The organism is Actinophytocola glycyrrhizae, from assembly GCF_042653545.1.
GTDB lineage: Bacteria > Actinomycetota > Actinomycetes > Mycobacteriales > Pseudonocardiaceae > Actinophytocola > Actinophytocola glycyrrhizae.
Genome location: NZ_JBHSIS010000010.1, coordinates 1 through 14,860 on the forward strand (window position 1 = coordinate 1; position 14,860 = coordinate 14,860).

17 protein-coding genes are annotated in these 14,860 nt (G+C 70.7%); 6 read left to right on the top strand and 11 right to left on the bottom strand.

Annotation, left to right across the window (positions count from 1 at the left end):
* Nucleotides 1-371: 371 nt before the first annotated feature.
* The 7 genes from ACFPCV_RS21665 to ACFPCV_RS21695 form a co-directional block, all read right to left on the bottom strand.
* A complete protein-coding gene (locus ACFPCV_RS21665) occupies nucleotides 372-737 on the bottom strand; it encodes a DUF3817 domain-containing protein (RefSeq protein ID WP_378058098.1) in 366 nt (121 codons plus the stop codon).
* Nucleotides 734-1,108 (bottom strand): hypothetical protein, encoded by a 375-nt coding sequence (locus ACFPCV_RS21670; protein ID WP_378058099.1) that lies wholly within the window; start codon nucleotides 1,106-1,108, stop codon nucleotides 734-736. The genes ACFPCV_RS21665 and ACFPCV_RS21670 overlap by 4 nt, the downstream gene beginning before the upstream one ends.
* Nucleotides 1,105-1,302 (bottom strand): DUF397 domain-containing protein, encoded by a 198-nt coding sequence (locus ACFPCV_RS21675; protein WP_378058100.1) that lies wholly within the window; start codon nucleotides 1,300-1,302, stop codon nucleotides 1,105-1,107. The genes ACFPCV_RS21670 and ACFPCV_RS21675 overlap by 4 nt, the downstream gene beginning before the upstream one ends.
* 26 nt (nucleotides 1,303-1,328) lie before the next feature.
* Complete coding sequence (locus tag ACFPCV_RS21680; protein WP_378058101.1) at nucleotides 1,329-2,141, bottom strand: helix-turn-helix domain-containing protein; 813 nt, start codon at nucleotides 2,139-2,141, stop codon at nucleotides 1,329-1,331.
* Nucleotides 2,142-2,214: 73 nt separating this feature from the next.
* The gene (locus ACFPCV_RS21685) at nucleotides 2,215-2,961 is read right to left on the bottom strand and encodes a murein transglycosylase (protein WP_378058102.1); all 747 of its coding nucleotides are present in this window, start codon (nucleotides 2,959-2,961) and stop codon (nucleotides 2,215-2,217) included.
* 79 nt (nucleotides 2,962-3,040) lie between these two features.
* Complete coding sequence (locus ACFPCV_RS21690; protein ID WP_378058103.1) at nucleotides 3,041-3,532, bottom strand: helix-turn-helix transcriptional regulator; 492 nt, start codon at nucleotides 3,530-3,532, stop codon at nucleotides 3,041-3,043.
* A gap of 257 nt (nucleotides 3,533-3,789) precedes the next feature.
* Nucleotides 3,790-3,951: a hypothetical protein gene (locus ACFPCV_RS21695; RefSeq protein WP_378058104.1), complete on the bottom strand. Its 162-nt coding sequence runs from the start codon at nucleotides 3,949-3,951 to the stop codon at nucleotides 3,790-3,792.
* Between the two features lie 176 nt (nucleotides 3,952-4,127).
* On the opposite strand from ACFPCV_RS21695, the gene ACFPCV_RS21700 reads away from it, so the two are divergent.
* Nucleotides 4,128-4,892, top strand: a complete 765-nt coding sequence (locus ACFPCV_RS21700) for a crotonase/enoyl-CoA hydratase family protein (protein WP_378058105.1) — start codon at nucleotides 4,128-4,130, stop codon at nucleotides 4,890-4,892.
* A gap of 558 nt (nucleotides 4,893-5,450) precedes the next feature.
* Here the strand turns inward: ACFPCV_RS21700 and ACFPCV_RS21705 are convergent.
* The 3 genes from ACFPCV_RS21705 to ACFPCV_RS21715 are packed head-to-tail and all read right to left on the bottom strand — an operon-like array spanning nucleotide 5,451 to nucleotide 8,135.
* Nucleotides 5,451-5,762, bottom strand: coding sequence for an STAS domain-containing protein (locus ACFPCV_RS21705; RefSeq protein ID WP_378058106.1), 312 nt, complete (start codon nucleotides 5,760-5,762; stop codon nucleotides 5,451-5,453).
* Between the two features lie 54 nt (nucleotides 5,763-5,816).
* The gene (locus tag ACFPCV_RS21710) at nucleotides 5,817-6,953 is read right to left on the bottom strand and encodes a CaiB/BaiF CoA transferase family protein (RefSeq protein ID WP_378058107.1); all 1,137 of its coding nucleotides are present in this window, start codon (nucleotides 6,951-6,953) and stop codon (nucleotides 5,817-5,819) included.
* A 21-nt stretch (nucleotides 6,954-6,974) separates the two neighbouring features.
* Nucleotides 6,975-8,135, bottom strand: a complete 1,161-nt coding sequence (locus tag ACFPCV_RS21715) for an acyl-CoA dehydrogenase family protein (protein WP_378058108.1) — start codon at nucleotides 8,133-8,135, stop codon at nucleotides 6,975-6,977.
* A gap of 89 nt (nucleotides 8,136-8,224) precedes the next feature.
* Between ACFPCV_RS21715 and ACFPCV_RS21720 the strand changes: the two genes are divergently transcribed.
* Complete coding sequence (locus ACFPCV_RS21720) at nucleotides 8,225-8,845, top strand: TetR/AcrR family transcriptional regulator (protein WP_378058109.1); 621 nt, start codon at nucleotides 8,225-8,227, stop codon at nucleotides 8,843-8,845.
* Between the two features lie 19 nt (nucleotides 8,846-8,864).
* Nucleotides 8,865-9,944 carry a hypothetical protein gene (locus tag ACFPCV_RS21725; RefSeq protein WP_378058110.1) on the top strand — a complete coding sequence of 360 codons (1,080 nt, stop codon included), beginning with the start codon at nucleotides 8,865-8,867 and terminating at the stop codon, nucleotides 9,942-9,944.
* Nucleotides 9,945-10,044: 100 nt separating this feature from the next.
* Here ACFPCV_RS21725 and ACFPCV_RS21730 read toward each other — a convergent pair whose 3' ends face one another.
* Nucleotides 10,045-10,509, bottom strand: coding sequence for an NUDIX hydrolase (locus ACFPCV_RS21730; RefSeq protein ID WP_378058111.1), 465 nt, complete (start codon nucleotides 10,507-10,509; stop codon nucleotides 10,045-10,047).
* Between the two features lie 100 nt (nucleotides 10,510-10,609).
* Between ACFPCV_RS21730 and ACFPCV_RS21735 the strand changes: the two genes are divergently transcribed.
* The 3 genes from ACFPCV_RS21735 to ACFPCV_RS21745 all read left to right on the top strand — a co-directional run bounded on the left by ACFPCV_RS21735 (nucleotide 10,610) and on the right by ACFPCV_RS21745 (nucleotide 14,763).
* Entirely contained in the window at nucleotides 10,610-11,707 is a 1,098-nt protein-coding gene (locus tag ACFPCV_RS21735; RefSeq protein WP_378058112.1) for a hypothetical protein, read from the top strand.
* A gap of 228 nt (nucleotides 11,708-11,935) precedes the next feature.
* Nucleotides 11,936-14,074, top strand: a complete 2,139-nt coding sequence (locus ACFPCV_RS21740; RefSeq protein ID WP_378058113.1) for a sensor histidine kinase — start codon at nucleotides 11,936-11,938, stop codon at nucleotides 14,072-14,074.
* Nucleotides 14,074-14,763 (top strand): response regulator transcription factor, encoded by a 690-nt coding sequence (locus tag ACFPCV_RS21745; RefSeq protein ID WP_378058115.1) that lies wholly within the window; start codon nucleotides 14,074-14,076, stop codon nucleotides 14,761-14,763. The genes ACFPCV_RS21740 and ACFPCV_RS21745 overlap by 1 nt, the downstream gene beginning before the upstream one ends.
* The last annotated feature ends 97 nt before the right edge of the window (nucleotides 14,764-14,860 follow it).

Genomic DNA, 14,860 nt, shown 5'->3' on the forward strand with positions numbered 1-14,860 from the left:
GCGACCAGACAAGATTTTCACCCCCAGCAGGACGTCCTCGCCAGAGGACACCGACGACTGAACGCGGAACTCGCGAGTCCTGAACGGGAGACTCGCGAGTCCTGAACGGGGGACTCGCGAGTCGATCAGGGTTGCGCAGGCAGAGGCCCCGCTTCGCGGGCCCGGTGCGCGTAGCGCCCAGCGGTTTGGTGTAAAGGCGCGTTGACGGCGTGGCAATGCCCTGAAAGGCGCGTTCAGGGCGCTGAGCGCCCTGAAAGGCCCATTCACGGCACCGGCCCCGCCCCGTCGGGCGACCGCAGGGGTGGGGGTCATGCCTGATGACGGATTCGTACGCCAAAACCACTTCACATGATCTTCACGGAATCGATCGGCTAGATGGCTTCGCCTGCGCGGACCTTCTGCGTGACCTTGCGCTCGGCGAAGAACGAGCCGATCGGGACGACGCCGGACAGCATCACCAGGATCGTGCCCTTCAGCGACCAGCGGGCCTTCAGCGCGAGGTCCACGATCATGACCAGGTAGACGATGTACAGGAAGCCGTGGACCGGGCCCACGATCGCCGAGAACCGCGGCTGGTCGAACACGTAGTTCATGATCATCGCGAAGCACAGCGCGAGCAGCCCGACGCCGACGATGTAGGCGAGGACGCGGAAGCGGGCCAGCGCGCCCTTGACCCCGGCGTCGCCGACGGCCTGGGCGGGGTTCTCCTCGTCCGTGACGGGGGACTCGGCGGTCATCGCGTCTCCTGCTCGTGTCGTGCGTTGAGCTGGGCGAGGTACCGGTTGTACGCGGCCAGCTCGGGGTCGTCATCCACGTCGTGCGCGACATCCTGCCGGACGGGCTTTTTGTCCGGTTCCGCCGGGGGTGCCACGTGTGACTCGGGTTGCACCGGCGGCGACTGGTCGCGCAGCTTGCGGAGCCGCCAGAACATGAACGCCGGGAAGAGCCCGAACAGCGGCCACTGCAGGACGTAACCGAGGTTCTGCCACGACCCGGAGCCGGACTCGAAACGCTGCCACTGCCACCAGGCCAGCCCGACACACGCGACGAGGGACACCACACAGAGAACAACGATCCCCACGCGGCGAGCCAGCAGTCCGCCATTCACGACCTTGACGCTAACACTCCCCCGGCGAACGCCTGCCAGGCCGCACCGTCGAACACGAGGTGCCCGCCGCAGGTGTTCTTGGAGTCCCGCACCCCGACAGCCGCGTCGACGAACGCCACCTCGACACAGTTGTCGCCACCGCCGCCACCGCCGCTCCGGCTGCTCTTGCGCCAGACCGCACCAGACAACTCCACCGTGGACACCAAATCGCCCCTCCGGACTACAGTTCGCCAGCCAGCCGCTCGATGAGCGCCACGGATGCCGTTGGACTCAGCGCTTCAGACCGCAGCTGGTCGAACTTGAGTCTAGCCTGCGCGACCTCCTCGGGTTTCTCGATGTGAATCGCCCCCACCACGCAGGCTACGTAGAGCACGCTGGGCTCGTCCTCCGGGAAGCTGAGGATCGTGTAGGCGCCGTCCGCGCCGGGGTGGCTTCCTGCCTTGTCGGGCAGAACCTGGATGCCGACGGTCGGCAGCTCCGCGCTCTTGACGAGGCGGCGGAGCTGGCCGCGCATGACCTCGGCTCCGCCGACCTTCTTGCGTAGAGCCGCCTCATCGATGATCGCCACCAGATCCAACGGGAACTCCTCGTCGACGAGCCGCCGTTGGCGGAACAGCCTGGCACTCACCTCGGCTTCCACCCGATCCGCCCGGAGCCGGTGCGCAGCGAACTGCGCTCGCATGTAGGACTCGGTCTGCAACAGGCCGGGGATGTTGATGATGGCGAGTTCGCGCAGGGTCGAGGCTTCGGTCTCCGTGCTGATGTAGCCGCGGTCGTCGATGCCGTACTTCGTCCACCAGCCGGGGCGGTTGGCCTCCCGCACGAGGTCGAGCAGGTCCGGGTCGTAGATGTCGTAGAAGTCCATCATCGAGCGGATCAGGTGCACGTCCGCCCGCGACTGCCCGGTCTCGATGCGGCCGAGCGAACTGCGCGTCTTGTCGAGGCGTCGCGCGGCGTCCGCCAGCGTCAGCCCCGCCTGCTCCCGCATCTGCCGCAGCCGACGCGCCAGCCGACGACGCCGGTACGTGGGCATCACCCCGGTTACCTCCTGTACACGAACGATCACAGCATGATCGCAGGCGGGAGGATACGAGTGGGAATCCCAGTCAGACGGCGGCCTTGGCGTAGTCGTCGGCCAGGCCGAAGACCTTCTGCCCGTAGGGCACGGAGTTGTTGTACGAGAACACCGCGGCCCACCAGTCCTTCGGTGTCGCCAGGTCGCGGCCACCCGCGCACAGGTACCGGCCCGCGGCGAGCGCGGCGTCGTCGATCTGCTGCGGGTCGCCGACGCCGTCGAGGTCGGCGTCCGCGGTCCACCGCTTCCAGGTCGACGGGATGAACTGCATCGGGCCGACCGCGCGGTCGTGTTCGGTGTCGCCGTCGAAGCGGCCGCCGTCGGTGTCGGCGATGGCCCTGACCCCGGGGGAACCGTCGAGCGGGACGCCGATGATCGGCTTGGAGGGGCGGCCGTCGTCGTTCAGCCTCGCGCCGCCGTAGCGGCCGTGGTTGGACTCGACGCGGCCGATTGCCGCGAGCGTCGCCCAGGACAGGCGACAGGACGGTTGTTCGGACCGCAGTACCAGCTCGGCGTTGCCGTAGGCCATGAGTGCCCTGGCCGGGACGTCGATGGGGCCGGACACGCGGCTCGCCCAGGTCGTGAGTGGGTCCTCGCCTACCGCGCCCGCCTGGGGCTGCGGTGGGGCCACGGCGCCGGGGCGCACGTTCGCGACGGGCACCGACGCGGCCGGGACCTCGATGGGGCTCTGCTCCGGCTCCGTCGCCGCCTTCAGCAGCCAGACGCCGCCACCTGCGACGGCGATGACCAGCAGAACCAGGCCGGCGCGGAGGAGCACGCCTCGGATGTCAGGTAGCTGGCCGTCGGTCACACGAGGTCAACGACGGCCGTGCCACAACGTTACGAAAGGGAAGCGATCAGGCCGACCGGCGCTCGTTCTGGCGCTGCAGCCGGTTGACGCACCAGGCCGGGGCGCTGCCGCGGCGGAGGTGGTCGAGGACGGTGAGGGGCCCGAGTCTGCGTTTCAGGTCCGACGGCGCCAGGCCCGCGGCCCGGTAGTCGAGGGCGCGCTGGTCGAGCGGGCTGATGCCGGCGTCCCACCACTCCTTGGCCTCGGCGAGTCCGCCGACCATCTGCCACCAGCCCGCGGCCGCGGAGATCAGCTCGGCCGGGACGTCGGGGAGCCGCTCACGCATCGCCGCGAAGAAGCGGGGGTCCGTCGACTCGACGGCGGCCCAGGGGTTGCTGCTGCCACCGCGTGCACGCTGGCCGGGGATCCCCCGTGGCTGGACCGGTACCTCCGCGAGCCACTCCGACGCGATGCGCGTGATCTCGTCCGACTCAGCGGCCTTCGAGTGGTCCTCAGTCCACTGCCGAACCAGGTCATCCACACCGGGATCGTCGAGCATCCTGCCTCCTTCGAGAACTGCGGACTGCCCCGCGGAAGTTCGATGCCGGAACCGTAAAGGCCACCACCGACAATTCGCCAGACCTGATCTCGAGGAAAGCCCGTCAACAGGGCGTACGAGACCAGAATCCACCCGTACGGTCCAATGTGGCGGGTAAAACGAGCGAGAACCGTCACGTTCCGTGATCCATCATGGAGCAGACATGAGGAAGCGCCGCCGGGCGGTCTTGCCGGGCGGCGCTTCGCGGTGCTACTCGCTCAGGCGAACACGTTCTTCACGAAGGTGATGATGGCCTCGGCCCCGTCCCGAAGCCAGCCGAGGATGCCCTGCACGGCCTCAGCCGCCTGCGACGGCTGTGTGATCACGTAGAACAGGATCAGCGCCACGGCCACGAGCATCATGGCCTTCTTCGCGTTCATCAGACTCTCCGTCCTGCTACATACCCCATCGGTCGCCCGATTGCCCCGTGGTTCAGCCATCCAGCATGGCCCTAAGTTGACCTTCACGCAGATGGCTGGATCCAGCTTACGGTGCGTACATCGCCGCGCACAGCACCTGGCGCGGTCTTCATCCATACCAGCGAGGAGACCTACCCATGGTGGAGACGGTCCGTGTCGAGAAGACAGGCCCGGTGACCACGATCCTGATCAACCGGCCTTCGGCCCGCAACGCGGTGGACGGACCGACAGCCGCGGCGCTCGCCGCCGCGTTCCGCGCGTTCGACACCGACGACTCGGCGGCCGTGGCCGTGCTGGGTGGCGTCGGCGCGGCGTTCTGCGCGGGCGCGGACCTCAAGTCGGTGGGTACCGATCGGGGGAATCAGCTCACCCCTGTGGCTGGCGGTGACGGTCCGATGGGGCCCACCAGGATGATTCTGACGAAACCGGTGATCGCCGCGGTCCAGGGGCACGCGGTGGCGGGTGGGCTGGAGCTGGCGCTGTGGTGCGACCTGCGTGTCGCGGACACGACAGCCGTGTTCGGGGTGTTCTGCAGGCGGTGGGGCGTGCCGTTGATCGACGGCGGGACCGTGCGCCTGCCCAGGCTCGTCGGCCAGAGCCGGGCCATGGACATGATCCTGACCGGCCGGCCCGTGGCCGCCGACGAGGCGCTGGCGATGGGACTCGCCAACCGGCTGGTGCCCGCCGGGACCGCACTGTCCTGCGCCCAGGAGCTGGCGGAGGGACTGGCGGCGTTCCCGCAGACCTGCCTGCGGTCGGACCGTGCGTCCGCGCTGGCGCAGTGGACCGCACCCGACCCGCTGGCGACCGAGTTCTCGTACGGCGAACGTGCGCTCGCCGAGGGCCTGACGGGCGCGGCCCGCTTCGCCGAGGGCGAAGGCAGGCACGGCTCTTTCGACTGAAGTTGTCCACAGCTGGGGTGGTTGTCCACAGTTGGGCTCGCGGGTCTTGTTTTGTCGGCGGGGACCGGTAGACTGGCATGGCGGGACGCCCCCGGGTTCGGGTGGGGGTTGCGTTCCGGCCGTTTCGCGGGTTTTCGCAGGTCGGTGCTGGTTCGACTGGGGGTTTGTCCTCGCCGGACGGGCAGGTCTCCGGGGTGGCGGAGGCTGTTTGCCCGCGGTTTGGGCGGGTCCGCCTGCCAGGTCGGCGGGATGGCAGGGAGCCCCTCGGGGGTGGGCTTGCGCCACCATCGGGGTGCGTAGGCAAGTCCTGCTTCGCGGGCCCTGCTTGCACGCTCAGCGCCCTGACCTGGTGCCGTCAAAGGCGCGTTGACGGCATCCGAGGTGCCGTGAACGCGCCTTTCACGGCACCGGTTACGCCGTCAATGCGCCTTTCCCGGCACCGGCCACCCTGCGGGTGCCCGCCGGGCGCCGCGTGCCCGGCGCCCGGTCAGCGGGGGTGGGTGCCCTGTCCCGGAAGTGGGGCGTTCCAGGTTCGCGGCGCCGCGATCCGCGAGGCCGTCAGTGGCGCGCGGTCATGACGTGCCGTACCGCCTCGCTCGGGACCACTCGCAGTGCCACCGCTCGTTCCGCGCACACGGACTGTGCGTGGCGGACGGCGGCCGACACCGCGTGGTCGCAGGCGGACACCGTGCTCAGGTCGAGGGTCAGCACATCCAGTTCGGACGTGTCCGTCACCTCGAAGAAGTCGCTCACCGAGCGGTTCAGCTCGGCGATCGAGGACGCGTCCAGGGTGCCGGTGACGCTGATGCCCGACGTGCCGTCGACGAGGATCGTCACCGGCGACGTTTTCTCAGGCCCTGTGGAGGTCATGACGCGGAGACTATGTGGACACAACCCGTTCACACATCGGGGTGCCACCCTGAACTACGCAATGACGCCATTCGTGCGCAACCGGTCAATTTCTGACTGCTCGTAGCCCAGGTCGGTGAGTACCTCCGCGGTGGACGAGCGGGGCTCGACCGGAGTGGTCGGTGTGTCCGCCGCCGTGCGGGAGAACTTCGGCGCCGGCGCGGGCTGGAGGTGCCCGTCCAGCGACACGAACGAACCCCTGGCCACGTTGTGCGGGTGGGTCGCCGCCTCCTTCGGGGCCAGCACCGGGGTGAGGCAGGCGTCGGTGCCTTCGGCGCGTGCGGTCCACTCGTCCCGCGTCCTCGTCCTGATCGCCGCGGCCACGACCTCGCGCACCTCGGGCCAGCGCTGCGGGTCCAGCCTGCCTGCCACCGACTCCGGGTCCAGTTCCAGCACCTGCACCAGGTCGCCCCAGAAACGTTCCTCGATGGCGCCGACCGCCACGTACTTGCCGTCGGCGGTCTCGTAGGTGTCGTAGAACGGGGCACCACCGTCGAGCATGTTCTCGCCGCGCCCCTTGTTCCACAGGCCGATGTTCTTCAGCCCGTGCAGGCCCGCGGTCAGCAGGGCGGAACCCTCGACCATCGACGCGTCCACCACCTGCCCCCGGCCCGAAACGGACCGCTCCACCAGCGCCGCCAGCACCCCCATGGCGAGCAGCATGCCGCCGCCACCGAAGTCGCCGAGCAGGTTCAGCGGCGGGACCGGCCGCTCCCCCGCCCGCCCGATCGGCTCCAGCGCGCCGGCCAGGCCGATGTAGTTGATGTCGTGCCCGGCCGCCTGCGCCAGCGGGCCGTCCTGGCCCCACCCCGTGATCCGGCCGTAGACCAGCGCCGGGTTGCGGGCGAGGCAGTCGTCCGGGCCGATGCCGAGGCGCTCGGTCACGCCGGGGCGGAAGCCCTCGATGAGCACGTCCGCGCCCTCGACCAGCCGCAGCACGATGTCGCGGCCCGCCGCGCTCTTCGTGTCGACGCCGATCCACCGCCGCGACCGCGACAACGGGTCGTGCGGGAACGCGAGCACGTCGAAGCCCGGTTTGGCGCGGTCCACCCGGACGACCTCCGCGCCGAGGTCGGCGAGCACGGTCGTCGCGAACGGCGCCGGCGCGAGCCCGGCCAGCTCGACGACCTTCAGTGAAGCGAGCGGTCCCATGGGTCCCCTTGTACAGCCGTGTCAGAGCGTGCGGGAGATGATTTCCTTCATGATCTCGTTGGTGCCGCCGAAGATCCGCTGCACCCGCGCGGACGTCCAGGCGCGCGAGATCGGGTACTCGTTCATGTAGCCGTAGCCGCCGAAGAGCTGCAGGCACTCGTCCGCCACCCGCGAGAGGCGGTCGGTGGTCCACCACTTGACCATCGCCGCGCCGGTGACGTCCAGCTCACCCTTCAGGTGGCGCTCGATGCTCTGGTCGAGGAACGCCTTGCACACCGCGACCTCGGTCGCGGCCTCCGCCAGCTTGAACCGCGTGTTCTGGAACTTGAAGATCTCGCGGCCGAACGCCGTGCGCTCCTTGGTGTACTGGATGGTCTGCTCGACCGCGCTCTCCATGGCCGCCACCGCGCCGACCGCGATGATCAGCCGCTCCTGCGGCAGCTGCTGCATGAGCTGGACGAAGCCGAGCCCTTCCTGTTCGCCGAGCAGGTTCGCCGCGGGCACGCGCACGTCGTCGAAGAACAGCTCGGAGGTGTCCTGGCCGTGCATGCCGACCTTGTCGAGCACGCGGCCGCGGCGGAAGCCCCCGGAACCCTCGACGCCGTCGGTCTCCAGCACCAGCAGCGACACGCCCTTGGCGGCCTCGCCGGGGTCGGTCTTCGCGACCACGACGATCAGCCCGGCCTGCGCGCCGTTGGTGATGAACGTCTTGGCGCCGTTCAGGACGTAGTGGTCACCGTCTCGGATGGCCTTCGTCTTGACGTTCTGCAGGTCGGAGCCGGTGCCGGGCTCGGTCATCGCGATCGCGGAGACCAGCTCGCCGGACGCCAGCTTCGGCAGCCACCGCTTCTTCTGGTCCTCGGTGCCGCACGAGTTGACGTAGTGGGCGACGATGCCGGAGTGCACTGAGTTGCCCCAGGCGTCGTCACCCGCCTTGGCCTGCTCCTCCAGCAGGATCGCCTCGTGGGCGAACGTGCCGCCACCACCGCCGTACTCCTCCGGGATCGACAGGCACAGCAGGCCCACCTCGCCCGCCTTGTTCCACAGCTCGCGGTCGACCTGCTTCTGCTCGGCCCACCGCTCGTGGTTGGGCGCCAGCTCCTTCTGGCAGAACGAGTGCGCGAGCTCGCGGAACGAGTCGAGATCCGGGTCCAACCAGGAGGAACGCGGGGTGAGCGGCATTGCGGGCTCCAAAAACAATCCGGATGGCATGTAAAGTCTCGCTCGAATGTACCTGCGTGCAGACCTGCACGTAAAGCAAGAGGAGCACCATGGCCAGCCCGACCGCCCGCAAGCACCGGACGCAGGCCGAACGCAGCGAGCGCACCCGCGAGCTGCTGCTCGACGCGACCGTCGAGTGCCTGGTCGAACTCGGGTACGCGCACACCACCGTGCAGGAGATCTGCCAGCGCGCGGGCCTGTCGCGGGGCGCGCAGCAGCACCACTTCACGACCAAGGCCGAGCTGATGACCAGCGCGCTGGAGCACCTGTTCGCGCGGCTGTCCGCCCAGATCCTCGATGCGACGGCGGAGCTGCCACCCGGCCGGGAGCGCATCGAGGTGGGCATCGACCAGCTGTGGACGGCGTACTCGGGGACACTGTCGACCGCGGCCGTCGAGCTGTGGGTCGCGGCACGCACCGACCCGGAGCTGCGCAGGAGCCTGCTGCCCGTCGACCGCGCGCTCGGCCACGCCACGCTGCAGTTCTACCGGCGGATCGTCGGCACCGACGTCGACGAGCACCGCGCGGAGACGCTGCTGCTGCTGACCGTGAACCTGGTCCGCGGGCTGGCACTGGACGCGATGATCGGCGGCGAAGAGAAGCGGCGGACCGCGCTGCTCACGGAGTGGAAGGCGCTCATGCTCACCGAATTCGCTGCCGTCACCGACTGAACTGCGCTAGACACAGCGGGTGCCCGCCAAACCGCTCACGACCGCCGCCCTGTGCGCCGTGGCGATCATCCTGGCCGGAGCACCGGCCACCGTGCTGATCGGCCGCGACACCGACGGCGTGTCATGGACGCCCGCCCTGGTCGCCACGGCGGTCGCCGTCGTGGGCTACGCGGCGTGCCACCTCCTGCGGCAGTCGGCGTCCCGCCGGTTCCTCGCCGACGCGGTCGCCACCGGGAGGTTCTCCGGGTCGCCCGTGTTCGTGTACACGCTGGTGGCGTGGCTGCTGGTCGTCGCGGCGGGCGGCATCGTCATGGGCACGTACTTCGCGGGACGTCCCGCCGAGGACGGCTCCTACCGCGACGGTCTCGCCGACTACCCGCTGCCCGTGCTGTTCCTGTTCGCCGGGCTCATGGCGGTCGCCGGCGCCGGGTACAGCGCGCGGGAGTACCGGCGGCGGCACGAGCTCCCGGAGCTGACGCGGCTGGGCATCGCCAGGGAGCCCCAGCGGGTGCTGCGGCTGCCGCTGCGGGACGCCGTGCGGCAGCGGACCCGGTTCTGGCTGCAGGGCGCGCTGATCGACGGGCTGTTGTTCGCGAGTGGCGTGCTGCCGGTGCTGCTCAGCGGCGCGACACCGTCTGACGACGAGGTGGCGCGCGGTGTCCTCGGGGTCGTCGGCGGCCCCGGCATCGTCAGCTTCGCGCTGCTGGTGGTGATGCTGCTGGCGTGGCCGACGCGCCGGTCCGCGTTCGACGCGCTGCGCCAGCCCTCGTCGCTCGCCGCCATCGCGCTCACCGCGGTCGGCATGACGCTCGGCAGCTCGGCAGCCGGCGGGGTCCTGGCGCTCGCCGGGGTGCTGCTCGCGTCGGCGACCTGCCTGAACATCATGGACCGCGGCAGCCAGCCATGGCTGGGTTTCATCTTCTACGCGGGCAACTACGTGCTCGGCTACCTCACCGCCCCCGACGGGAACTCGGCGCTGCCCAGCGGAGTCGTGGGCTGGGCGATCGCGCTCGCCGCCGCCGGGTACGCGATCAGGGAGGCACACGCGCACGCGAAGCGGTGGCCCGCGCTCGAACCGCTGCGCGAGCCCGTTGGATAGGCGGTGAGCGGCCCGGCCCTCGCACGGGCCGCTCACCGCGCTAACAGAGAAGAGGGCCCCGGACGCGAAACGTGACGTTCGCAGACGCAACCGTTTGCCCTCAGTCCGCGTCCTGCCACTGCACGTCGCTGAGAAACCAGTCCGCGACCTCTCCCGCGGCGATGCGTGCCTCGTCCCGCCACGGCCCGACGGTGTCCAGCTGGTCGACCGGCACCCAGCCCACGTCGTCGTAGCGGTACATGCTCGGCCGCGGCTCCCCTTCCCCGAACGTGATCTCGGCGGGGAACTGGCAGCGCCACACCCGCAGCGCGGCGTTCACCGTCTCGTTGCCGGCGTTCCGCCAGCTCAGCAGCACCCGGTCGGTCAGGAGCTGGTCGACCGGCCGCAACGCCACCCCGAACTCGGTGGTGAACAGGTCCTGCAACGTGGCGCGCTCGTCCCCGGTCGACTCGTCCCCCGGCAGCTCCCAGAACCCGGCCATCGACGGCGGCTGCGACCGGCGCGCCACGAACAGCCGGAAGTCGCGGAAGATGGCCGCGCCGAGCACGATGGTCGTCTCGCTCATGGCACCAGTAGTTCAGGCCGGCGAGGGCCAGGGCAGTGGGCCGCGGGAGACCGTTCGGGCGACGAACGTGTCACTTCCGGGCACTGGCATCATTCCCGGTGTGACTCAGCCCGCACCCGGCTACCGGCCGTACCAGCAGCCCATGGCGCCCATGATGGGTGCCCCGACGCCACCGAAGCAGTCGAGAGGCGGCGTCACCACGTTGCTGGCCGGCGTGCTGGCGCTGGTGGTCGCCGGTCTGGCGGTTGGCGGCTCGTTCGGGGCCATCTCGACGTACCGCAACGCACTCGAGATCGGCGACGAGACGTCGGTGTACGCGAGCACGACCACGTGGTGGGAGTACAACGACGACGGCAGCAGCGTTTCCACCGAATCCGAGAGCACCCTGACGGGCCTGACGCTCGTGCTGGCGGCGGCGCTGCTCGTGCTGGGCGCGGTGTTCGCCTTCGTGGCGGCGAGGGCCAGGACGTCCGGTCCGGTGACGGCCACCCGGTCGCTGATCTCCGCCGGTGTCGGCGCGCTCGCGAGCGTCGCGCTGCTGCAGCTGTTCTGGGTGCTGAACCAGACGCAGCGCTACAACGAACGGGAACTGGAGGCGGGCGAGACGCTTGAGTTCACGCCTGGGCTCGGGTTGTGGCTGCCGCTCGGCGGGTTGCTGCTCGGGGTGGTCGCGGTGGCGCTGGCGCACCTCGGGCGTCGCCAGGGCGATGTCAGGATGGAGCCGAACACGCCGCGCATGGGTTTCCCTGCACCGTACGGGTACCGGCCACCGCACATGCCGGTCGCCGAGCGCCCGACGGACGTCCAGATCTCGGCCGAGGACGCCGCCGCCGACACGCAGCGGGTCAGCGGGGCCACCGCCAGCGGCGAGGTGTCGTCCGCACCTGCCGGGGAGGCCCAGACCCCGGCCGCGGCTTCGGCGCCCCTCACTCCGGCGACCACCTCGGCCCCCGGGACCGGTGCGGGCGCGGCCGCTGCCGACGAACCTGCCCCTCCGGTGGCCGCGCCGCCCCTCACCCCGGCAACCACGTCGCCTGCCGAGGCAGCCGAGCCGCCCGCCCCCGCGGCGGCCGAACCCGCCGCTCCCGCGGCCGAGAAGCCGGACGCACCCGCGGACGAGCCGACGCCGCGGTCCGAGCTGCCTGCCGCTCCCCCGGCACCCGAACTGTCCTCATCGGACGACAAGACCGACAAGTAGTACGCGAACCGGCCGGTCACTCATTGACGCACCATCGGGCAGCGGTACCCCAATGCCCTGTCCTGAGCCTCCGTGGTGGGGGATGATCCTGGCGTGATCGGCCCGGCGGGCGTGCGGCGTGTACCCGCCTCGCTCCTGATGCTCACCCTCGTGCTTTTCGGGGTGACCGGCTGGTGCGTCTGGTCGAGGGCCACTTCGCCCACGGACGGTGCCACCGTCAGCCCCGCGGTGAGTGCTGTCTCCATCGGGCACGTCCTCGTGTCCGACGTGGCGCCGGGTAGCGTGCTGCGGCTGGGCGACGAGATCCTCGCGATCGACGGGGCGCGGCTCGCCGAGTGGACGGTGGGGCTGCCGGGCGGGCAGAAGACCACCGCCGGGGACACGCTGACCTACCTGGTCGAGCGCGGTGGGGAGACGCTGTCGCTGCGTGTCACGTTGCGGCACTTCCCGATCCTGGCCGCCATGCGGGGCTGGTGGCCGATGATGCTGGTGGCCGCGTTGCTGCTCGCCACCAGTGTGACCGTGTTCTGGGCGCGGCCGCGGGATCCGGCCGCGCACGCCACGTTGCTGACCTCGGCGATCGGCATCCTCGCGATCGTCGGGGCCGGGTTCTTCCCGTTGATGGCCGTGGACCTCGTCGCGGGAGACCAGTTCTGGCGGCACCTCACCGGGCAGGTCGCGTTCGCGATGCTGTGGGGTGCGGTGCTGCACTTCGCGATCGTCTTCCCCGCCACCACGGTCACGCGCGGACAGCGGTGGCTGATCGCCGCCGGGTACGCCGGGCCCGCGGCGCTGTTCGGGCTGCTCTGGCTGGCCTCGCTCGTCGTGCTGAGCGAGCCGCTCGAGCGGCTCCACGTGCTGGTCGTGCCGGTGCTGCCCGCGTTGTTCTGCTACCCGCCACTGATCGCCACCGTGCTGGTCCGCAAGTACCTCCGCCTGCCAGGCGAACCGACACGCAGGCCGATCGTGTGGCTGCTGGCGGCCCTGATCGGGAGCGTGGTCGCGTACTTCGCCGTCTGGGTGGTGCCGGTGATCGCCACCGGACGCCCGCTCGTGCCGTACGAGATGCAGGCGCTGCCGTACATGGCGGTCCCGATCGCCATGTCGGCCGCGGTGCTGCGGTACCGGGCGCTGAACATCGAGGTCGCGGTCAGCCGGACCGTCGTGTACGGCGCGCTGACGATCGGCGCGGTCGGGGTGTACGTCGGGGTGATCTCCGCGTGGAGCGCGTTGTTCGGGCCGGTGACGAACGTGTGGTGGCAGGCGGTCGTCGTCGCGGGCATCGCGGTGCTGTCGCAGCCGGTGCGCAGGCGGCTGCAGGCGCTGATCAACCGGCGGCTCTACGGCGAGCGGGACGACCCGTACCGCATGGTGTCCGCGCTCGCGTCCCGGTTGGAGAACACGCCGACCGCGTCGACGATGCTGCCGGAGATCGTGGCGACCGTGGCCGCCGCGCTGCGGCTGCCCTACATGGCGATCGAGATACAGGCGCGTGGCCGCAGCGAGACCGCGGCGAGTGTCGGCACGCCGACCGGTGAGCTGCACCGGATGCCGCTGACGTTCCACGGTGAACGGGTCGGCAACCTGGTGGTGGTGGGCAGGCGCTCGTCGCAGCGGGAGCTGACGCGGCCGGACCGGATCGCGCTCGCGGAGGTCGCGCGGCACGCGGGCGCCGCCGTCTACACCGCGCGGCTGACCCGCGACCTGCGCCGCAGCCGGGACCGGCTGGTGCGGGCGCGGGAGATGGAGCGGCGGCGGATCCTGCACGAGCTGCACGACGGGGTCGGCCCGACGCTCGCGGCGGTCGCGCTGGGGCTGGACGTGAGCAGGCGGACCGTCGGGGACACGTCGCCGACCGGTGAGCTGCTCGGCAGGCTGCGCGACGAGCTGCAGGCCGCGATCGTGGAGATCCGCAGGCTCGCGCACGGGCTGCGGCCGCCCGTGCTGGACCGGATCGGGCTGATCCCGGCGATCCGCGAGTACGCGGGCGCGCTCGCCAGCCGCACGGCGGGCAGCGAGTCGTCCGCCGACGGTGTGACGATCGTGCTCGAGGTGCCCTCAAGCATGCCGAAGCTCCCGGCGCCGGTGGACGTGGCCGCGTACCGGATCATCTGCGAGGCGCTGACGAACGTGACGCGGCACGCGGCGGCCAGTTCGTGCGCGGTGCGGCTGTGGGTGGACGACGACCTGCACATCGAGGTCGTCGACGACGGGGTCGGGCTGCCCGCGGTGGTGAACGGCGGCGTGGGGCTGTCGTCGATGCGGGAACGCGCGACGGAGCTCGGGGGCGAATGTCTGGTGGAAGCGGAGAACAAGGGCGGGACACGGGTCTTCGCCACGCTTCCCCTGCCGAAGGAGGGCGGTTGATGGAGCCGACGCCGGAGTCGACAGCGGAGCCGGCACCGCGGTTGCGGGTGCTGGTGGTGGACGACCACCCACTGTTCCGGTTCGGGCTGTGCACGGTGCTCGCGGCGGAGCCGTCGCTCGACGTGGTCGGCGAGGCCGCGAACGGGCGGGACGCGGTGTCGGCGGCCCGGACGTTCGGGCCCGACGTCGTGGTGATGGACCTGCACCTGCCCGACATCGACGGCATCGAGGCGACCCGGCAGATAGTCGTGGAGCGGCCGGGCATCGGGGTGATGGTGCTGACCATGTTCAACGACACGGAGTCGGTGTTCGCGGCGATGCGGGCCGGGGCGCGCGGGTACCTGCTGAAGGGGTCGGGTCAGGAGGAGATCGTGCGGGCCGTGCACGCGGTCGGCCGGGGTGAGGCGATCTTCGGGCCGGACATCGCGACGCGGGTCCTCGGGTTCTTCAACAGCGGACCGATGTCGGCGCCGGACACGGTGTTCCCCGAGCTGACGTCCAGGGAGCGGGAGGTGCTGGCACTGATCGCGAACGGGGAGAGCAACTCCAGCATCGCGCGCCGCCTGTCGCTGTCCCCGAAGACGGTCCGCAACCACGTGTCGAGCATCTTCACCAAGCTCCACGTAGCCGACCGCGCCCAAGCAATAGTCCGCGCCCGCAAAGCAGGCCTAGGCGACACCACCCCGTAACCCCGCGAGTCCCCCGTTCGCGACCCGCGAGTCCCGCGTTCAGAACCCGCGAGTCCCCCGTTCAGGACCGGCGAGTTCCCCGTTCGGAACCCCTGCG